Raw genomic sequence first — 18,907 nt, forward strand, 5'->3', positions numbered from 1 at the left:
AACCGCCTAAAGGAGTTAAATAACTAATCCAACATGTGCGTGGCCGGATGCTTACCTCAAATCAAATATCCTTAGGTAAGGAGTACATAGCTGATAAGCAAGGAGTGTTGAATGCGCTTAGTTTTGCGAGCGCACAATATATATACAAGGTCTTAGAAAAACATAATGGGCATAATATTGGAAGGTTCAATCAGAGTGCTACTCGGAAGTTGAAGCGAACAGTAATACATAAAAACGCCCATCTTGATGAGTATTTTGCCGAGTTGCTTTTCCGTGCCATTCTTCCGCCTCATCTCAAGGACATTGAAGTAGAGGAACATGTGTTAATGAGTACAGAGGATGATTCGTATGCTAAACTATCTTGGCCTAATGCTGTGGTATTTGGGATTCGATCTGAAGAAGCTAAAGGGGCAAGGCCTTTGGCCTTTTTTGACGAACATCATGATGATGGCAGTCGTACAGCACCATCATGCAGTCAACTGGTTGCTGAGGAATTTTTGGGTTCTAATATACCTGATTCTATTCAACTAGTGTTGGATGAGGTTAACCATTCGGATGCCAATAGAGGTTCTCATCAATATAACCTTAAAAACTTACTTTCAGGATTTCATGACATGCTGTTCCTTGTAGGAAGGGATAATATTACTAAGGAACCAATTACTAAGTATTTAACCGAGAATTGGAAACGAGCATTATTTGATTCCTGTCTCGCAAGCATGGTATATCTATTTGAGAATCAGTTACTACCTGAATCTCTGGACGACAATGCAAAATTTAAACTGGAAAAGGTAACCAAGAGAAGCATTGACTACTTTATAGCGAATTCTTTGCTTCCTTCTCAGGCGGACAATTTTGAAGATGTTTGCAAGAAGCTTCTTTATAATTTCCGTGTTGGAAATCATGCCACAATTGATAAGGCAGTGTGGAAGGACGACAACGGAGAAGTCGTAGGTAATCAACGAATAATTCTTCATTATGTCTGTTATGCCTTACATAAGTGCTGGGGTGACGCCATTGCAAATCTTATCATGATGCATGTTTGGCAAATGCTTTTTCAGAATCAGATATCATATGAGCAAGTTAGGAAGGAAGTTATAGGACTTTCCGAATCCGTGGTAAAGGAGGTTACTTCGTTCGGAGAAATTCAAAGATTGGATATATCAGAGGTCAAATTTCACCCCCAACAACGTGACATTGATAAGCGAAAAAGAAAATTAGACATGAATTCGCCTTTGCGTGTATATGATGTATCTCTAACGAATCCAAATTTTCCCAATGTTTCTACAGTGCTGAAATCAATCATAAATGCAGATTATGGAGCTGGTGGAAATAACGGATTTGGTATCTTGGTTTATCATGATAAAACATTGAATACCAAATTGATCAATGTAGGTCATACCGTACCAGTTGAAGTATGGGAGGCCCTTTCTATTAAAATTCAAGAAATAGAACCTGATAGATGGTTTCAGTTGAAAGATTCAAAAGGAAACTATGCTGATTTCATTCTTAACCGTACCAAGGCCCATCAAGAAGTTTTACCAACAGAACTTATTGATGCAGAATATCTTGTAAATTTCCTAAGAAAATTGACTTGACGTTCTTCCAACCTTCTGCTACACTCTAATCATATCTGGGCTTCGGCCTCCGAGAACCCTCGCCTTGTGCGGGGGTTCGTTTGTTATGATATACCCTCAAGAATCGGCAAAATATCTTGATGAAGCATGGAAAGAGTAAATTTTGCCCGAAGCAGCCATTGTAGTATGCGGAGCAAATTCTTTATTATCCGCCCCGCTCTTTTTACCAGGAGTCTCTTCCTGCCTTGATCTAATTTTGTAGTCGGAAAAGTCTGTTCCTTCTTAGCCTTGCTTTGCTTCTTTTGATACTTGAAGCTGAAATCGTAGGCCTCATCTTTTATTACAATTTTGATCATTGCCGTTATATTTTATTTTTCAGCAATGATAGAATCGGGAAGGCGGTACCTAAAGGACACTAAAATGGTCTCAATAAGCCGTAAAGGACGATTTGAAACTTTGTATCATTTCGGATATTGTTTGCGATATGGATTCAACTTAATGATATTTAAGCGATTACGTAGCTCAATTGAGGGCTCTCTATTAAGGGACACTGTGGGACAATTTGGTAGAAGTGAGGGACAGTTTCATCTTAAACAAAGCACAGCCCGGGCAAAAGCTATTGCCACCGCAGCTTCTATGATACAATGGTGCAAAAAGCACCATGAAAACTTTAGATTTATTTGAGAACGACACCTTTGAAAAGGTTTTTCTCAACACACAATGGCCATTCGACCGGATGCGGGTATTTGATGATTTTCTTGCCATGATGATTTGCTCTGTTACGAGAAATCCATTTAGCGGCAAATCCTACTATGAGGAAGAATACCTGAGATACATCGAGCCGTATGCAAAGCTTGAGTGCCGATGGCAGTTCCCCAAGCTCTTTAAGGTATTGACCGATCAAATGACTTCGCTGTCGGAAGCGGGAGAGAATTACGATGTCCTGGGTAAGTTTTATGAGAAGCATTTGATGCCTAAAAGCTCCAATATCTTCTTCACTCCCTGGGTGATCTGCACATTCATGGCCCGGAGTTCCATTTTTCATGATGATGAGCAGGATGATAAGTCCAAGGACATTCTTGATCCTGCTTGTGGAAGCGGAAGGATGCTCATGGCAGCCACCCGCGTGGCCAAGAACCCGCTGCACCGCTACTATGGGGTGGATATTGATCCGGTTTGTGCCCGCATGACTGCCCTGAATCTCTTTCTGAGTGGAGTATTTAAGGGAGAAGTAGTTTGCGGAGACACCTTGCGCCCAGATGGGTTCAGGTACGGATATCGTATCTACATGAATCCTATTGGAATCTTTAAGATTGACAAGGTAGAAAAATCAGCGTGTTGGATGAAGATGTATGGCTGACAAACAGCCGAAACCGCCAGGGCAAGAGCTTTGGCGGTTTTTTATTGGCTGAGAATAAGGCTGGCGTATTTGATACGTGCCTCGTGGAAATTTGCAGGGTCTAATGTCCGCACCTTTCTGATAAGGCGTTTGGTGCTAATCAGACGGGCTTGGGTCAGGAGCAGATAAAAGCTCGTTTCGTCAAACCGGTACGCATGGTAGAAGTCGCCTTTCTTTGTTTTGGTGGTTTCAGGCACAATCAAGGCAGTGTCCTTCCCAAACTTTTTCAAGATCAGCACTGGCCGCTCATAGCTTTCATTCTTGCCGTCCACTTCATAACCGATATTGATGCCCAGGCTACACCACCAAATCTCCCGTGGATAGAAATACAGGTTATTGGCCACTTCTTTTTCATGGATGGTTTTCTTTTTTGCATTCCATCCATCAAAGTCTTTTGATGATTTCAACATACAGATATTGTAGCATGTGTTTTCGTTATCCACAGCTACTGGTTTTGGTAAAGGTTTCTTTAGTAAAAACTTTCTTTAGTAATGCGCATTTTTTGCGCAAGTGCCTGTGCAGATTTTTCCCATGTCCTGGGCAATCTTTGCTCATGCTGTGGAGAACCAGTGGAGCGTGTGAATTCAGGGCAAAGCCTGTAATACATCCGTGTTTGGCCTTTGCGTAAGTCGGGTGTGTCCAGCAGGTTCCCGTGCATGTCCAGTACCTCAATCAGCAGTCGGTTCACCAGCTTTTCCACCGCAGTCGTGACAGACCTGCGGGAACAGCCGCTCCGTTTCCGAAGCTGGCTTCCCGCAATCCAATCACGCTTTTTCCTGCGCCCCTCATGTTGCCCATCCACCCAACCAAGCGTTGAGCGAATGATCACCAGGAGAACCTTTAGCTCCACCGCAGAAAGTACAGGTAGGTACTCATCGAGGATTTGATTGGGCACCGGGGTTGTTTGTTGAAGCATAACAAAAAGGGCAAAGCGAAGCTAATCTTCACTTTCCTCCTCCTCATCTTCTAATTGAATGGTGGGCACCTGCTTTTCTTCCGGCTCAATGCAGTGATAGTCCACATCAGGCTGATGAAAAAGCTGCAGGAACATCCTGCCACTTTGGGAGAGTTTTATAATCCCGACCCGGTGCCAGAGGCGCTTTTGTTCGCCCCCGGCAATAAATTCCCGCTTGGAGAATACGTTGAATGCAATCATAGATTTTACGTTACTATTGATAATATGCTGCACGCATCCCAGGGGTGTCCCATTTAATACTATTGTTTTGTGCCGAGGGTGAGACTCGAACTCACGACCCTTCGCTCTTCAGGCGAATGCTCTAACCAACTGAGCTACCTCGGCCTAAGGTTTCTCCCTTGCATAGAGCACTTGTCTCTTCAGTCCGGTGTCGGTACCTTTCTAAAAATTGAGACAAACTTTCCCTGTTTTGTGCAGGTCAGTTTTTACTGACAGATATCATTCTAGTTCGATTGCGACTCCGATGTCAACTCAAGCGGCTGTGGATAAGGAATCTCCTGCTTTATAAAGCGTGGCGTTCATGGCTTTTCGGTGCTGTTCCTTCGCCTTTTTCTGATTCACTGCGATGTAGTACCGCATGGTGGTGGACGGGCTTTCGTGCCGGGCCAGGAACTGCACGGACTTGATGTCCACGCCCCGCTCCAATAGCATGGTGCAGAATGTTCTTCGCCAGATGTGGAAGGTCAATGGTTTTCGTAAGGTGATGCGTTTCTTGAACCTTCTCAGGGCACTTTTGGCGCCCTGCATGTCCAGTCGTTTACATGCTCCATATCCTGAGGTGGTAATAAAAAGTGCGGGGTGGTCATCTTTGCGGTCGTGCAGATACATCTCTATTAGTGCTGTAGCACCCGGAATACCGATCCAGTTGAACTTTTTTGACTTCACATTTTGCACTTGGATTTCTTCATTGTTGAAATCGATGTTTTCAATATCCAGTGATAGGGCTTCTGAGATTCGTAATCCTGCTTTCAGCAATATCTCGAACAGGACACGGAGGCGCAGGTCTGGAAAATGGTTGATGTTGAGCTTACTGAACATGTATTCAATCTCCTGTTGCGTCAGTGAATCTGGGTCGCTGTCCGGCCTTCGGGGAAATGGGATGTCACGCCAGTTCATGCGGGTGGGGATACCCCGTTCCTGAATGTAGCGCATGAACCTGCGAAAAGAGATGAGCGCCCTGCGTTGGGAATAGGTGATATTGCCGTTGAAGTTCTCACTTACCTCCAACTTGATCTTTGATAAATCGTAAAGCGTCAAGGTTTCTACCTCCATGTCGCCAAGGGCAGGAACGATTGCCCTTCGGGCAAAATATTCATGCTTTGCAATGGTTTTATAGGAATAACCTTCTCGTGAAAGGTACTGGTAAAATCCCTGGTATTGATCTTTTATTCTATACATAAAATACAAAAGACCCAGCCAGAGATCAGTCCAGCGGGTCTTTTGCATTGGCACTATAGCATAGTCGAAAGGATGTGTCAAGCGGCAGTAGAACCCATAGCTGATCTCTATCCCTTTCGGGATGGCCCCCTTTCGGGGATCAATGGGTGACTATTAAACTTGTAATGTGCTTTAAGTATAGCAAACTCAATTTAACAAGTCAACTAAACTTTTCAACACTATTAGGCAGGCCTTACAAGAATCCACGTAGTTGCATGTCCATTTCCTCTGGAACATGGGGGAAATGTTTCACCTTTCGACAACGGTATCGTGTTGTCCGAATGAGTAGAACAGCGATACACGCCACTTTGCTGACATTTAGAACCTGTTGAACCAGACATAATTTTAAGAATTTTGTTAGACCGTAAATTTAGACCCAAATTTCTTAAAGCAGGGAATACGTTATCAACAAGTGTGGAGAAATGGGATTCAGGAGTGACGTTCTCACCCTATCCAAGCTGGGTACATCCGTACCCTTGCATCTTGAATAGCGTGCTCACTGGAGGAGGCGAACCACTCTAAAAACCGAGAACCCTTCCGTACCTCCAGGAACCCCAGTTTCCAGAGCCATTCGCGCGGAGGTCGCTCACAGAGAAAGCAAGCCGAGCGGCACATCTGTGCCACTACGGCTCACTTACACTGTTCGCTTGAGGAGGCGAACCACCTTGTGACCGGGAACCTTCCGTTCCTCCAGAATTCCCGGCCCCGAGGCCATTCGCGGGAGATAGGACACCCTTACATTCTCGTAGACAAGGTAAGCGCAAAAGAACATGACTGTAGCCCTACGGGTGGCAATGGATTTTCCCGGCATAAATTCTCCTATCCAGTCCGATTTATTCCAGTTCCTCCCTAACCATCATGATCTTTAAAACTTGTTCGGCTTCTACAAGAAAATAAGGGTAGCGCTGCGCAAGGGAGAAATATTTCAACTGGGCTTATCGCTCTCTATCTCTGTCTTGACCCTTATCGTTGCCCCTGATTCTGCGAAGTTCATCAAACCTGCTTATCTTTCTTGATCTATCATACTCCTCCATTCCTTTTGCCAAAGCTTGATAAAATGGCCAGGCACTATCAATTCCTCTTAGCCTGGCGGCTAAAGAGGGTGCGAACTGAGAAATTAAGAAGCCGTAATTGAAGCCCTTGATATATATTGTATCTTCCTTCATATCTTCATTAAAATGTATCCTTGGCGTGATTCTCCAGATAGGAATATAGGGATTCGCGATCATACAAGATGATTTTCTTTGTTGGTTGCGAGTAACGAATTTCGCCAGAATCTCTAAGTTTTTGCAGGGTTGTCTTGCTTTTTATTCCTAATAAGTTCATTGCCTCATCTGTCACGATCCATCGTTCCTTTACTATGCTATACTTTTCTTTGATTCGGTCTACCACTTCTTCAATTAAGTGATAAAAGGCATCTGTTTCAAGGCAAATTACTTCCATAATTCATGTATCTACCCTAAATATAACTCTTTAACCTATTAAGTTATGAATTTCATGCTAAAAAAGATGCAGAAATTTAAATGAAGAGACTTAGGGTTTTTCCTTAAAGGGTTAATCTATACATATATTTTAACTCGCTCTGCTTATTCTGATGATTTATCAGAAGCTCTGCCAATAAATGAATATCCGATACTGAAAGAGTACCAAGGAATATCATTATAAATCCATGCGCTACCTATTTCCCCTGCTGCTCTATCCCAGCCCATCATTAAGCCAAACTGAAAATCGTCAAATTGAAATACTCCTCCCCAACTGGCTGTGATCCCCAGGACAGTTCCGTCTCCCTTATTAGGTGATGCTGGGTTATTTTCATCGGTAATAGATAGTGTTGCCAACCCTAAAGTGACAAGGGGAAATGATAGATAATAAGGCTCAGTATGACTGAGCCGATATTTAATTCCGATATATCCACCTAAAGTCAGATCAGGTGTAATTTTGATATTGTGGTCAGAGAGTTTTGGGCGAAGTTTGAAGGGCAAGGATAAATTAGCTCCATAAGTAAGACGCGCGTTTGGAGCTTTATAGCTTTTTACAATAAATCCATTTTCTACATAACGATTAAGTTCATTTTCATTAATCCAAAAAAATACATGGTTATCAGAACTATTTACATAGTTACTGCTACCTTTTAATGCAGAAATAGCACCTGTTTCATCTTTGATCGGTAAAAATTTTATTACATAAAAAACGGAATTATCGCTTGGCTCTATTTCCTTTCCTACAATTTTAAATTTTAAAGGTTCTTTCGGAATTTTAACTGTGGGCGTTTTACTCCGAAGGACGGGATCAAAGATTTTAACGTACACTAGACCCGCCACTTGGTAATAAAAGGGATCCTCTATAGTTTGACCCTGATTTTGGCTCAACAACGAGTGGGGTATTAAAGCTGTTAGAAGAGTAAACCACATAATTTTTCTCATGGCATCGATCATTAATTAAACTTGACCCCACGAAATTCTGAATTAAGAACTGATCTTGCAATACTCACTGATGAGTATTTTTGTATTTAAGAAATTGCAACTATCGAGAACAATAGTAGCGACATAGTAATTTCTGAAAACTGTTCTAAACCTTGATCACAGTGTATTTATCCCAAGTGCTCAAACTGCATTAGCGGAAGGATGGGTAAGAAATTTAAAAATAGGTCAAACCATCACTCAATTTCCAGATGTTGTACCTATGTTGTACCCAAAAAAAAGGCGACAGAATCCTGTCGCCTTTAAACCTGTACCCGGAGCGGGACTTGAACCCGCACAGGCATCACTGCCTACAGGATTTTAAGTCCTGCGTGTCTACCAATTCCACCATCCGGGCAAAAATGTTCTGGGTTCAGCGTTCAGGGTTCCGTGTTCAGGGTTTTCCAAAACAAAAATTGGGACTCACATCCCAATTCATCTGAACCTGTAAAAAAATGGAGCGGAAAACGGGACTCGAACCCGCGACCTCAACCTTGGCAAGGTTGCGCTCTACCAACTGAGCTATTTCCGCTTATTAAAAGCTGCGCAAAAGTAGAACATTTTTGAGAACGTGATGAAAGTCCTGCCCAAAAAATTTAGCTCGATTTTGATTGGATGCTTGTCCGCTTTTTGACGTGCCTGGTTCGGCAATCTTACTTTGGGGGGCGGGCAACGGAATAAGTCTTAACGGATTTCAGCAAACGGAGCAGCGGCAGTAGCATTTACTCTTTGGTTTGCCGGTTGAGGTCCTCTATCACTTGCCGCACGCTGCCTGTCTGGAGGAGCATTTCGCGGGCTTCATCATAGCCAATGCCGTAGAGTTCTACGATCATACGGCTGCCGCGGTCTATGAGCTTTTTGTTGCTAAGCTGCATATCCACCATTTTATTGTCGCGCACACGCCCCATCCTCACCATCAGCGCTGTACTGATCATATTGAGCACGAGTTTCTGCGCGGTTCCGGCCTTCATGCGGGTACTGCCGGTCACGAACTCCGGGCCGGTGATGATCTCGATAGGATAGTCAGCAAACATGGCTACAGGGCTGGTGGGATTGCAGGTGATGCATCCTGTGCGGATGCCCTGCTCCTGGCATTGTTTAAGGCCGCCCGCCACGTAGGGTGTGGTGCCAGAGGCCGAAAGTCCCAGCACAAAGTCTTTATCGCTGATATCATGTTCCAGCAGATCCTGCCAGCCGCGCAGGGCATCATCTTCGGCAAATTCCTGGGCCTGGCGAATGGCCGCATCTCCGCCTGCTATTATGCCGACCACCATTCCCTGCGGCACTCCGAAAGTGGGCGGACACTCCGAAGCGTCCAGAATCCCCAGCCGGCCGCTGGTGCCGGAGCCAATGTAGAATAGTCTGCCGCCATTTCGCATTTTCAGGTAAATGGCTTCAGTGAGGTTCGTGATCTCCGGCAGCTTCTCTTCCACCGCATACGCCACCTTTTTGTCTTCCTTGTTCATGTTCTTTTGCAGATCCGAGGTGCTCATCTGCTCCAGATGGCGGTATGCCGAACTTTGTTCTGTTATTTTTTCATCCATATTTATTAATAAAAAAATTGGAATTAAAATATTGAAAGCACTGATTAATGGCTCCAGCTATAGGTTTTATTCCAGTGCAGAAATTTACTGATGGCAAGCGGATTTTTCTCCACCCATTTTTTTGTCTTTTTATCCGATGCATTATTGCTGCTGAAGATCATCATGCTGTAGGCTTCAGCGTGTCCGGCTTTTTTCATATCTGCTAAATAGGGTACATAATGTTCCCAAAAGAAACCGGTATTGTCTTTTTGCTGCTCATCCAGAAACGAAATAAGCATTTCCAGCTTGCGGGAAAACCTGCCTCCCTCACCCAGCTTTTTCCCGATTTTTTTAAATTCTTTGGTTTGATCAAGTGCTTCGATCAGATACATTCCGATTTCAACCGATGAAAAATCGTTGGGTACTTTAACGGTAGAGTCAGATGAAACGGTCATGGTATTGAGGGAAATGGTGATCTCTTTTCTCCCGGATTTTTTCACATTGCCTCCCATCAGGTCCATCAACATTTCGAGGGATTCAGCGGAGCGGGTGCTTTGCGGCTCCAGGGCGAGAAAGCGCAGGGAGGCCAGGATAGCCGGTATTCTCATATCCCGGATGGCAGCGGCAATGGCCAGTGTTCGATGAGAGCTGGCATGATCCGGATTGATGGTAATGGCACGCTCAAAACTCTCCATACAAGCTTCAAATTCTTTTTGTCTGAATTCTGTAATTCCTTTGTTGAAGGGCAATAGATATACATCAGGAAATTTTTCCATTCCCTGGCTGTAAGCCTTGATCGCTTCATCCGGACGCCCCAGAAGATCGAGTGCGCTGCCGTAGGTCACATATACATTCGCTAGCGTTTTCTTTTCAGGATACAGGCGCAGCACCTTTTGGCAAGTGGCTATCGCGCCCTCGTAATCTCCTTTCATAAATTGTGTAATGGCTATTTCAGAAAGTGCTGTATAATCGTTTTCCTCAAGCTTCAGGGCTTCTTCGTATTTAACAAGGGCCTCATCATACTTTCCCTGATCGTGCAATGAAATGCCTTCACGTACCAGCGAAAGCACTTCTTCTTTTTGCGCTGCCAATTCAAGGATAGGAAAGCATAAAAGGAGGAACAGAATGGTAAATCTCATATTTGTTTGCTGTTTTGCCTCTGCCGGTTTCCAGAGGCGTTTTATTATAAATGATTGAAAAGCCGCCTTTTACTGCTTCCTTACCGGATTCCTTATTTCTAAATCGAATTCAGAATAATTGTGGACAAATTTGAAAGTACATTTAACGGCCATTTTTCTTCGGAAGTGCAAACTGCATTTCTCAAGCAGGAGTCGCGCTAACAAGGCTGGAAAAATACATATTTTAACTTTCACCTGCGATGAAAAAGGATTGAGAGCGCTCACCCTGATTCACGGAAATCCATGCTGGCAATCACTTAACGGTTTGCTTGCCACCGGTTTCAGTATTGGATTGAACATTTTCTTTTCTTCCCGGCTTTACAGGCAACACAAACTGAAACGGCAACGATTGGCGCAAGCAAAGATCCTGAAGCAGGTGAGCATCATTTACCTCTGAAAGACTTCTGCTTAGCTTCCTGCCACTATATTTGCCGCCCAAAAATCAAGCGAAAAAACATGAAATACCAAGCCGAAGACCTCTCAGCATTTTCAAAGCAAATTCGTATAGCTGTAGACCGGTATAAGCCCCATCCTTATGAGCGGAATGACATCCGGAACGTAGTGATAGCAGGGCTTGGAGGGTCTGGTATTGCCGGACGAATAGCCCGGAATTACCTGGAAGATGAAATGAAAGTTCCCGTAGAGGTGGTTTCAGAATATAAGCTTCCCGGCTATGTGGGACCGGAAAGCCTGGTGATCCTCAGCTCTTACTCCGGCAATACTGAGGAAACCCTGAGCATGTATGAGGATGCACAAGCCCGCGGCTCCAAATTGATTGCACTGAGTACCGGAGGAAAGCTGCTGGAACTTGCAGAAAAGGCAGGAATCCCTTTTTACAAAGCAGATCCCGGGTATCAGCCACGGATGGCACTGGGATATTCTCTCACGTACTTGCTGCTTATACTGAATGATTTCTCTGCTCAGGAATTTGAAGAGGAACTGCTCCGGGCGGCTGCGGCACTGGAAAATGAGGAGCCATTTATAAAAGAGGCCAAAGGGCTGATGGAGCACTTTCCGGATAAAGGAATGACCATACAGGTGCTGTGCGACCGGCTTACGTATCCTGTGGCGTTGCGGTTTACACAGCAGGTAAATGAAAATGCGAAAGGAGAAGCCTTTGTGGTGCCACTTCCTGAAACCAACCATAACGTGATTGAATCGCATACCGGCAAGCGCCATTCAATGTTCATCATACTGAACGGACACGACCATCCACGGGTTGACCTCCGTTTTACCTTCCTGAAGTCGCTTCTGGAAGAAAAAGAAAATCACGTCATCACCCTGGAATTGGCACAAAAGAACCTGGCTTCTTACCTCGAACTGGTGTATAAGCTGGATTGGCTATCGCTGCTTCTGGCTGATGCAAAAGGTATCAACTCGGCTGAAATCCCAAACATTAACCGGCTGAAGACTTTCCTGAAGGAAAATCAACAGGCCTGAGTTTATCTGGCATTTTAAATTAAAATTACGTTTTGGAAGTGGCCGGGAGATTCAGAGCAACAGGGTATCAATCCTGTGGGCCTGCACTATTTTCTCGCAGGGCGACCAGGAGAAGATAGTGAAGCGGCCATCCTGAGATGCCACCATCGCCATGCAATCCTGCTGATCGTACACGAACTGTGCGGCTGAGAGGTGGCGCGTCCCACCCATTTTAGCCGGATGTATTTCTTCCGGTTCCACATTCATTACAGGCTCGGTAAGCAGCACTTTGTTCACGGCTCCTTTTCCGTCAACGCGGCCGATTTTAGCGCCAAACGCCAGCACTTCATAGTTGTCGTTAATGATGGTGGCTCCGTCAACCGCAGTGAGGCCCGCAATCAGGTCTATCTCATGATTCAGCACTTCTAGGAGGCCGGGATGCTCTTCCTCAGAGGGATTTTGCTGTAGCAGCCCGGTAAGTCCGCTGAACGAAGGCTGAAGGGGATAACCCATGGGCTGCACGATGGAATGTTGCCATCCGGTGGCATCCAGGGGCGTAACCAGAATGGCGCCTCCACGCTTGTGAGCCCGCATGCTCACCGCCATTTGCACCAGCACATTCACCGAGTTATTCCAAATTGTATTTCCGCTGAATTTGAGCAGAGAAGCCAGCATGGCAGGGCAATCCGGGTCACTGGCCTGTGCTTCGTTCACCAGCTTTACTTGGTCGCCAGTGAGCACGGCTACATTGGCAAACTTCCCGAAACCATGCACCCGTCTGTGTTTCACCACCAGCAACCCCGGTTCAGAAACGTCCAGCACCAGGCAGAAATCTGGAAGGTGGCTGGTGCTGCCCCAGACGTAGAGCTGGTCCTTGTCATGCCAAACGCCAAGGTATATTCCCGAACGTTCCATCCCCGGTGCAATCTTGATGAGTGCCTGTGTAGTGAGCGGCAGACGGTGCTGGAACATAAGCGGATTTCCGGCCTGCTCAGGGTTGACCCAGGCCAGCGAAATGCGCGGAGACAGTCCCTCCTCCCGGCTCAGGCTCGTCCAGAACGATGTGTCAATCATCGTTTCAATGGTTGCAACATCAGGAGGGGAGGAGACATTTTCCGCACCGGAAGCCTGTGCTTCAGCCACAAGCCTTCCGAAATGAGTGTGGATAGCCGGAGCAACTATCCGGGCTGCTTCATACGTGGATCGCCTTTTCATTCGGGTCATATTTTACTTGCAAAGAACCGGGATTCCTGATCATAAAAAAGCAATTGGTTGTTAGCTTTTAGCCATTAGCAGTTAACATAAGAGTTAGCTCCTGCGATTTTTTAGGGAATACTTTTAAAGTGGTGGTCGGGATGAAAGCAGAAAATTTTCGAAGGATTGTAAACATTATAGAAACAACAATCATAAAAACTAGAATAAAATTGGAAGGAGTGCAATAGCAATATGGCAGGGAACCATTTAATTAATTTTTTAAAATCATTGTATATATAATTCAATCTTTTACTCAATGTCATGCTCAATAACTAATTTAATATTTTAGATTTAAAAGTATAAAATATAAAACTCAATTTTTAATAAAATAAATTAAATGACAGGGGTTTTGTTAAAACGCAATTCTTTCTTTTGTTTCAATTCCTTCCTCCAGTGATTTTCTCCTCATTTTTGCGGCATGATGATACGATCGTGGATCGAAGCCTTCAGGCCGCATACGCTGCCGCTGGCCGTTGGGGGCATTGCGCTTGGTAATTTTATGGGAGCTGCCAACGGGGCATTCAACGGGTGGGTTTGTGCTCTAAGCCTGCTCACTGCGATATTTCTGCAAATCCTAAGCAACCTGGCCAACGACTATGGCGATTTTATGCACGGGGCTGATAATGCCGACCGCCAGGGGCCGCAACGTGCAGTACAGACTGGGCTGATCTCGCCTGCTGCCATGAAAGCAGCCATCCTTGTGTTGGCGTTGCTCTCGTTGGTTTCCGGTGTTATCTTGCTCTGGATCAGTGCGTCCAGGATTGGCTGGATGAGCGCAGGAATAATGCTGGCACTGGGGATAGCGGCTATCATCGCTGCGGTTACCTACACGGCAGGTGATAAACCTTATGGCTACGCTGGGCTTGGAGATATTTCGGTATTCCTGTTTTTCGGGATGCTGGCGGTTCCGGGTTCGATATTTCTGCAAAAAGGTTCGCTCTCTGCTGTTGATTTTCTTCCTGCTGCAGCTTATGGTTTGCTAAGTACGGCAGTGCTCAACGTGAATAATATGCGTGACATTGAAACGGACCGCATCGCAGGTAAACATACTATCCCCGTGAGAATAGGACGGGATGCCGCAAAAAGCTACCATTTTCTGCTGGTTGGAGGAGCGTGTTTTGCCTTGATCGTTTACTCAGTACTCATGGCGGAACATTGGGTGAACTGGTCTTATCTTCCGGTGTTTCTGCTGTTCGGTATTCATATATTAGGCATAATGAAGACCAACAGGCCGGCAGAGTTTAATCCTTACTTAAAACAACTTGCGCTTATCACTTTTGCCCTGTCTATGGTTTTTGGCGTGTGCCTTTTGTTCTGAGCTCTTGCAGTTGATATTTCTGCGACCGGGCCGAATCCCCCAGCCCATAATTTTGAGTTAACACAATTGCTTACGTTTGCCATTAAGGTATAATTATGAAAGCTTCATTTACAAAATATACGCTCCGCTTTAAACAAGCCGCTGGCACTTCCAAAGGTGTGCTGAATGACAAAGTCTCTTACTTCATTTTTCTGGAAGAGAATGGCATAACCGGTATTGGCGAGGCTTCTCTGATTCCGGGCATCAGTCCTGACGATCCTGGAATAATGCCGGGCAAGCTGGCTGAAGTATGTCAGCACATTAACAGCGGAATCTCGCCCCTTGAGGTGGACGATCTGAATACTTTTCCTTCTATTCGCTTTGCCCTGGAAACGGCCAGGCTGGATCTGAAACATGGCGGAATGCGGCAGCTATTCTCCAGTGAGTTTGCCAGGGGAGAACAACAGCTTCCTATCAATGGCCTCATCTGGATGGCAGAACCGGATAAAATGCTGCAACAAATACAAGACAGGATTTCAGAAGGCTTCCGCGTCATTAAAATGAAAATAGGATCCCTGGATTTTGAGCAGGAACTGAAACTGCTGAAGCAGGTTCGGAAAGAATTTTCGGCAGATGAAATTGAAATTCGCCTGGATGCGAACGGTGCATTTCAGAAAGAAGATGCGCTGAGTAAACTTAAGGAATTATCAGAATTTAAAATTCACTCAATAGAGCAACCCATCCGGCAGGGACAATGGCAAAGTATGGCCAAACTATGCTCAGCCTCGCCTATTCCCATAGCGCTTGATGAAGAGCTGACAGGAATTATCGGCTCCGGAATGAAGCAGAAGTTGCTCCAGGCGATTCAGCCTTCATATATCATTTTGAAATTATCGCTCACGGGAGGATTCATTGCAGCGCGGGAATGGATAAAAGCAGCGGAAAAAGAGAATATTGGCTGGTGGATAACCTCCGCCCTGGAGAGCAACATCGGGCTGAACGCCATTGCACAGTTTGCAGCCGCAAATGATGTAACGATCCCGCAGGGACTTGGAACCGGGAAATTGTTTGTCAATAATATTTCCTCTCCCCTCGAAATTAAAAATGGCTTTTTGTACCTGAATCCAGAAGGGAGTTGGGACCTTTCCCCTGTACTCAGTTCTGAATTTCGGGAAAAACAATAGGTGCAGGTTCCTGTTTTAAGCTGCTCAGAAATGTGCGTATTTAATGCAAGTACCTGTGCGGTATAATCTTCAATCCGGCTTTAATAGACAAAACATTAAAATGGGAGCAAACGATGCCTACGAGCTTGTAACGGATAAACTGTACAACTGGCTGGAGACGTTGATTGCTATGCTGCCGAATTTGCTGTTGGCGGTGCTGATCATGGTCACATTCGTTTTTGTTGCCAAGTTGGTCAGGAAATTATTCGTCAGGTTGCTGGGAAAGGTGAGTCAGAATGAAAGCATTAATCAGCTTGTGGGAACCATCCTTTACATAGCTGTGATGATACTCGGCCTTTTTATCGCTCTTGGCATTCTGAATCTGGATAAAACGGTGACTTCTTTATTGGCCGGAGCCGGTATTATCGGTTTGGCGCTAGGGTTTGCATTTCAGGATATTGCGGCTAATTTCATGTCGGGTATTTTAATGGCGCTGCGAAAGCCAATTCGTATTGGAGATGTAATCGAATCAAAGGAATTTTTTGGAACCGTTCAAAGTATTAGTTTACGATCTACCGAGGTAATGACTCCACAGGGTCAAATGATCCTTATTCCAAACAAAGAGGTTTTTCAAAATGCCATTATCAATTATTCAAAATTAGGAAAGCGAAGGATTGATCTTGAAATCGGAGTATCATATGGTGAAGACCTTGAGAAAGTAAAACAGGTGACCATCGAAGCCATCAGCAAGCTTGAAGAAGTAGACAAGGACCGCGCTGTGGAAGTGATGTACACTGGATTTGGCGATAGCTCCATTAATTTCGATGCGCGCTACTGGATCAGCTTTACCCGCCAGGTGGATTACCGCTCAGCATTGAGCAATGGCATTATGGCCGTGAAGAAGGCTTATAATGAAAATGACATCACAATACCGTTCCCTATCAGGACCCTGGATTTTGGTATTAAAGGAGGGGAAAAGCTCAATGAAATATTGGATGCGACAGAACTCAGCAAGCAGCGTAATGGCCGTCAAATAAGTGAAGGCACCGCAAAAGGCGGGAAAGATTAATTGATAGCGTAATCCGCGTATTGAGCTTTAAAATCTTCGTAAACGCGGGTAATTCCATCCCGCAAGGAAATCTGTGCTTCAAAACCCATTTTGGTTAGCTTGCTTACGTCCAGCAGCTTTCTTGGTGTTCCGTCCGGTTTGGAGGTGTCGAATTTTAATTCACCCTCAAAACACACGATGTCTTTTACCAGCAGCGCCAGTTCCTTAATGGAGATGTCCTTTCCTGTACCAATATTCACGATTTCAGGCTCATTATATTTCTCCATAAGGAATAAGCAGGCAGCCGCAAGATCATCCACGTGCAGAAATTCTCTTTTGGGGGAGCCAGTGCCCCAAATCTCAACTTCCCGGTGGTTTGCAAGTTTAGCCTCATGAAATTTGCGGATGAGTGCAGGCAGTACATGCGAATTCTGCAGATCGTAATTGTCGTTTGGCCCGTAAAGATTGGTGGGCATCACTGAGATAAAATTGCTGCCGTACTGGTCATGATAAGCCTGGCACATTTTAATGCCGGCAATTTTTGCGATGGCATAGGCCTCGTTCGTGGGTTCCAGTTTTCCAGTGAGGAGGTAGTCCTCTTTCATAGGTTGCTCCGCAAATTTGGGATAGATGCAACTGCTTCCCAGGAACAAAAGCTTTTTCACTCCATTTTGATGGCTTTGATGGATGATGTTGTTTTGCAACTGGATATTATCATAAATAAAATCCGCCTTATAATTATTGTTGGCCATGATGCCGCCCACTTTGGCAGCCGCCAGAAATATGTATTCAGGTTTTTCAATTTCAAAGAATGTTTCTGTTGCTGCCTGGTTTCGCAGGTCTAATTCGGCTGAAGTGCGGGTGATAATATTTAAATAACCCTTCCTGTTAAGCAGCCTGACAATTGCCGAACCCACCATACCGCGATGACCTGCCACATATATACGTGCTGATTTTTCCATTATTCAAAATAATTAAGCGTTTGATATCCTCCTTTTTCGAGGTACTTCTCTCTTTTCATCACTTCCAGGTCAGCATGTACCATTTCCTTTACCAGGGCCTTCAATTCATATTTCGGTTTCCAGCCGAGTTTTTCATTTGCTTTTGTGGCATCTCCAATGAGCAGTTCCACTTCGGTAGGACGAAAATATCGCGGGTCAATGCTCACCACTTCCATTCCCCGTTTTAGCTCTGTATCTGTCAGGCCTAGATGTTCCAGCCTTTCTGTATCAACATCGCTGACGTATCCTTTTTCTGCTACGCCTTCTCCTGAGAACTCAATGGTGAAACCCAGTTCGCCAAAAGTCATGGCTACGAAATCGCGAACCGAAGTGGTTTTTCCAGTGGCAATTACGAAGTCTTCCGCCTCCTCCTGTTGCAGCATCAGCCACATGGCTTCCACGTAGTCTTTTGCGTGGCCCCAATCCCTCTTTGCACTCAGGTTTCCCAGGAAAACAGTCTCCTGTAATCCCAGCGCTATGCGGGCTGCTGCGCGTGTGATTTTACGCGTCACGAAAGTTTCACCACGAATAGGAGATTCATGGTTGAAGAGAATGCCGTTGGCTGCGAACATTCCATAAGCTTCGCGATAATTTACCACGATCCAGTATGCGTAAAGTTTTGCAACGGCATAAGGCGAGCGCGGATAAAAAGGAGTGTTCTCCGTCTGAGGAATTTCCCTGACTTTGCCATACAACTCAGAGGTAGAGGCCTGGTAAAACTTCGTTTTATCACTTAGCCCCAGCATTCTTACGGCTTCCAGCAGGCGCAATGTTCCTACGGCATCGGCATTGGCTGTATATTCCGGTGTCTCAAAACTCACGTGAACGTGGGACATGGCGGCCAGGTTATATATTTCGTCAGGCCTCACTTCCTGCACGATGCGGATCAGGTTGGTAGAGTCAGTGAGATCGCCATAGTGCAATTTAAAGCGAACCGATTTTTCATGAGGGTCCTGATATAGATGGTCAATACGCTCGGTATTGAATAAGGAACTGCGCCTTTTTATGCCATGAACTTCATAACCTTTATTCAGCAGCAGTTCGGCAAGATAGGCTCCGTCCTGGCCGGTTACGCCAGTAATTAAAGCAACTTTGGATTTACTCATTAAAATTGGTTGGATTTGGGACGCAAAGATATAAATGTAATGCTGGCTTTTCAACTGGAGAACGATCTGCATG

20 protein-coding genes and 3 tRNA genes are annotated in these 18,907 nt (G+C 45.1%); 7 read left to right on the plus strand and 16 right to left on the minus strand.

The annotated features are described in order from the left end of the window. Positions 1-47 precede the first annotated feature (47 nt). Positions 48-1,595 carry a hypothetical protein gene (locus WD077_14250; protein ID MEX0968393.1) on the plus strand — a complete coding sequence of 516 codons (1,548 nt, stop codon included), beginning with the start codon at positions 48-50 and terminating at the stop codon, positions 1,593-1,595. 83 nt (positions 1,596-1,678) lie between these two features. Here WD077_14250 and WD077_14255 read toward each other — a convergent pair whose 3' ends face one another. Continuing rightward, positions 1,679-1,930 (minus strand): hypothetical protein, encoded by a 252-nt coding sequence (locus tag WD077_14255; GenBank protein MEX0968394.1) that lies wholly within the window; start codon positions 1,928-1,930, stop codon positions 1,679-1,681. Between the two features lie 305 nt (positions 1,931-2,235). On the opposite strand from WD077_14255, the gene WD077_14260 reads away from it, so the two are divergent. After that, entirely contained in the window at positions 2,236-2,934 is a 699-nt protein-coding gene (locus tag WD077_14260; GenBank protein MEX0968395.1) for an N-6 DNA methylase, read from the plus strand. A 41-nt stretch (positions 2,935-2,975) separates the two neighbouring features. Here the strand turns inward: WD077_14260 and WD077_14265 are convergent, their stop codons facing one another. The 12 genes from WD077_14265 to WD077_14320 all read right to left on the minus strand — a co-directional run bounded on the left by WD077_14265 (position 2,976) and on the right by WD077_14320 (position 10,507). Next, positions 2,976-3,416: a type II toxin-antitoxin system PemK/MazF family toxin gene (locus WD077_14265; GenBank protein MEX0968396.1), complete on the minus strand. Its 441-nt coding sequence runs from the start codon at positions 3,414-3,416 to the stop codon at positions 2,976-2,978. A 26-nt stretch (positions 3,417-3,442) separates the two neighbouring features. Continuing rightward, on the minus strand, positions 3,443-3,868 hold the full coding sequence (locus tag WD077_14270) for a hypothetical protein (GenBank protein MEX0968397.1): 426 nt from the start codon (positions 3,866-3,868) through the stop codon (positions 3,443-3,445). Between the two features lie 42 nt (positions 3,869-3,910). Beyond that, on the minus strand, positions 3,911-4,129 hold the full coding sequence (locus WD077_14275; protein ID MEX0968398.1) for a hypothetical protein: 219 nt from the start codon (positions 4,127-4,129) through the stop codon (positions 3,911-3,913). Between the two features lie 70 nt (positions 4,130-4,199). Beyond that, positions 4,200-4,273 (minus strand) — tRNA-Phe (locus tag WD077_14280). Between the two features lie 147 nt (positions 4,274-4,420). Then, the gene (locus tag WD077_14285) at positions 4,421-5,428 is read right to left on the minus strand and encodes a tyrosine-type recombinase/integrase (protein MEX0968399.1); all 1,008 of its coding nucleotides are present in this window, start codon (positions 5,426-5,428) and stop codon (positions 4,421-4,423) included. Between the two features lie 893 nt (positions 5,429-6,321). Further along, complete coding sequence (locus WD077_14290; GenBank protein ID MEX0968400.1) at positions 6,322-6,552, minus strand: hypothetical protein; 231 nt, start codon at positions 6,550-6,552, stop codon at positions 6,322-6,324. 7 nt (positions 6,553-6,559) lie between these two features. Then, entirely contained in the window at positions 6,560-6,829 is a 270-nt protein-coding gene (locus tag WD077_14295; GenBank protein ID MEX0968401.1) for a helix-turn-helix domain-containing protein, read from the minus strand. 143 nt (positions 6,830-6,972) lie between these two features. Continuing rightward, positions 6,973-7,821, minus strand: coding sequence for a hypothetical protein (locus tag WD077_14300; protein ID MEX0968402.1), 849 nt, complete (start codon positions 7,819-7,821; stop codon positions 6,973-6,975). Positions 7,822-8,117: 296 nt separating this feature from the next. After that, positions 8,118-8,203, minus strand: a tRNA-Leu gene (locus WD077_14305). 98 nt (positions 8,204-8,301) lie between these two features. Beyond that, positions 8,302-8,377, minus strand: a tRNA-Gly gene (locus WD077_14310). Between the two features lie 190 nt (positions 8,378-8,567). Next, on the minus strand, positions 8,568-9,389 hold the full coding sequence (murQ, locus tag WD077_14315; GenBank protein ID MEX0968403.1) for an N-acetylmuramic acid 6-phosphate etherase: 822 nt from the start codon (positions 9,387-9,389) through the stop codon (positions 8,568-8,570). A 44-nt stretch (positions 9,390-9,433) separates the two neighbouring features. Then, the gene (locus WD077_14320; protein ID MEX0968404.1) at positions 9,434-10,507 is read right to left on the minus strand and encodes a tetratricopeptide repeat protein; all 1,074 of its coding nucleotides are present in this window, start codon (positions 10,505-10,507) and stop codon (positions 9,434-9,436) included. 130 nt (positions 10,508-10,637) lie between these two features. On the opposite strand from WD077_14320, the gene WD077_14325 reads away from it, so the two are divergent. Beyond that, entirely contained in the window at positions 10,638-10,943 is a 306-nt protein-coding gene (locus WD077_14325; protein MEX0968405.1) for a hypothetical protein, read from the plus strand. A 59-nt stretch (positions 10,944-11,002) separates the two neighbouring features. Beyond that, positions 11,003-11,986, plus strand: coding sequence for a bifunctional phosphoglucose/phosphomannose isomerase (locus WD077_14330; protein MEX0968406.1), 984 nt, complete (start codon positions 11,003-11,005; stop codon positions 11,984-11,986). A 51-nt stretch (positions 11,987-12,037) separates the two neighbouring features. Here WD077_14330 and WD077_14335 read toward each other — a convergent pair whose 3' ends face one another. Continuing rightward, positions 12,038-13,180, minus strand: coding sequence for a putative sensor domain DACNV-containing protein (locus WD077_14335; protein ID MEX0968407.1), 1,143 nt, complete (start codon positions 13,178-13,180; stop codon positions 12,038-12,040). A gap of 457 nt (positions 13,181-13,637) precedes the next feature. On the opposite strand from WD077_14335, the gene WD077_14340 reads away from it, so the two are divergent. From WD077_14340 to WD077_14350, 3 genes are all read left to right on the plus strand, one after another. Beyond that, positions 13,638-14,537, plus strand: a complete 900-nt coding sequence (locus WD077_14340; GenBank protein ID MEX0968408.1) for a 1,4-dihydroxy-2-naphthoate polyprenyltransferase — start codon at positions 13,638-13,640, stop codon at positions 14,535-14,537. Between the two features lie 95 nt (positions 14,538-14,632). Continuing rightward, complete coding sequence (locus WD077_14345; GenBank protein ID MEX0968409.1) at positions 14,633-15,700, plus strand: o-succinylbenzoate synthase; 1,068 nt, start codon at positions 14,633-14,635, stop codon at positions 15,698-15,700. Positions 15,701-15,800: 100 nt separating this feature from the next. Then, the gene (locus tag WD077_14350) at positions 15,801-16,748 is read left to right on the plus strand and encodes a mechanosensitive ion channel (protein MEX0968410.1); all 948 of its coding nucleotides are present in this window, start codon (positions 15,801-15,803) and stop codon (positions 16,746-16,748) included. Here the strand turns inward: WD077_14350 and WD077_14355 are convergent. Together WD077_14355 and gmd are read right to left on the minus strand one after the other, a co-directional pair. Then, positions 16,745-17,689 carry a GDP-L-fucose synthase gene (locus WD077_14355; GenBank protein MEX0968411.1) on the minus strand — a complete coding sequence of 315 codons (945 nt, stop codon included), beginning with the start codon at positions 17,687-17,689 and terminating at the stop codon, positions 16,745-16,747. The genes WD077_14350 and WD077_14355 overlap by 4 nt on opposite strands. Continuing rightward, a complete protein-coding gene (gene gmd, locus WD077_14360; protein ID MEX0968412.1) occupies positions 17,689-18,834 on the minus strand; it encodes a GDP-mannose 4,6-dehydratase in 1,146 nt (381 codons plus the stop codon). The genes WD077_14355 and gmd overlap by 1 nt, the downstream gene beginning before the upstream one ends. Positions 18,835-18,907 lie beyond the last annotated feature (73 nt).

This window comes from Bacteroidia bacterium (assembly GCA_040880525.1).
Classification (GTDB): domain Bacteria; phylum Bacteroidota; class Bacteroidia; order CAILMK01; family JBBDIG01; genus JBBDIG01.

Excerpts from the sequence above, each read along its gene's own strand:
- WD077_14250 (MEX0968393.1), top strand. The coding sequence starts at position 48 with ATGCTTACCTCAAATCAAATATCCTTAGGTAAGGAGTACATAGCTGAT.
- WD077_14255 (MEX0968394.1), bottom strand. The coding sequence starts at position 1,930 with ATGATCAAAATTGTAATAAAAGATGAGGCCTACGATTTCAGCTTCAAG.
- WD077_14260 (MEX0968395.1), top strand. The coding sequence starts at position 2,236 with ATGAAAACTTTAGATTTATTTGAGAACGACACCTTTGAAAAGGTTTTT.
- WD077_14275 (MEX0968398.1), bottom strand. The coding sequence starts at position 4,129 with ATGATTGCATTCAACGTATTCTCCAAGCGGGAATTTATTGCCGGGGGC.
- WD077_14290 (MEX0968400.1), bottom strand. The coding sequence starts at position 6,552 with ATGAAGGAAGATACAATATATATCAAGGGCTTCAATTACGGCTTCTTA.
- WD077_14295 (MEX0968401.1), bottom strand. The coding sequence starts at position 6,829 with ATGGAAGTAATTTGCCTTGAAACAGATGCCTTTTATCACTTAATTGAA.
- WD077_14300 (MEX0968402.1), bottom strand. The coding sequence starts at position 7,821 with ATGATCGATGCCATGAGAAAAATTATGTGGTTTACTCTTCTAACAGCT.
- murQ (MEX0968403.1), bottom strand. The coding sequence starts at position 9,389 with ATGGATGAAAAAATAACAGAACAAAGTTCGGCATACCGCCATCTGGAG.
- WD077_14320 (MEX0968404.1), bottom strand. The coding sequence starts at position 10,507 with ATGAGATTTACCATTCTGTTCCTCCTTTTATGCTTTCCTATCCTTGAA.
- WD077_14330 (MEX0968406.1), top strand. The coding sequence starts at position 11,003 with ATGAAATACCAAGCCGAAGACCTCTCAGCATTTTCAAAGCAAATTCGT.
- WD077_14335 (MEX0968407.1), bottom strand. The coding sequence starts at position 13,180 with ATGAAAAGGCGATCCACGTATGAAGCAGCCCGGATAGTTGCTCCGGCT.
- WD077_14340 (MEX0968408.1), top strand. The coding sequence starts at position 13,638 with ATGATGATACGATCGTGGATCGAAGCCTTCAGGCCGCATACGCTGCCG.
- WD077_14345 (MEX0968409.1), top strand. The coding sequence starts at position 14,633 with ATGAAAGCTTCATTTACAAAATATACGCTCCGCTTTAAACAAGCCGCT.
- WD077_14350 (MEX0968410.1), top strand. The coding sequence starts at position 15,801 with ATGGGAGCAAACGATGCCTACGAGCTTGTAACGGATAAACTGTACAAC.
- WD077_14355 (MEX0968411.1), bottom strand. The coding sequence starts at position 17,689 with ATGGAAAAATCAGCACGTATATATGTGGCAGGTCATCGCGGTATGGTG.
- gmd (MEX0968412.1), bottom strand. The coding sequence starts at position 18,834 with ATGAGTAAATCCAAAGTTGCTTTAATTACTGGCGTAACCGGCCAGGAC.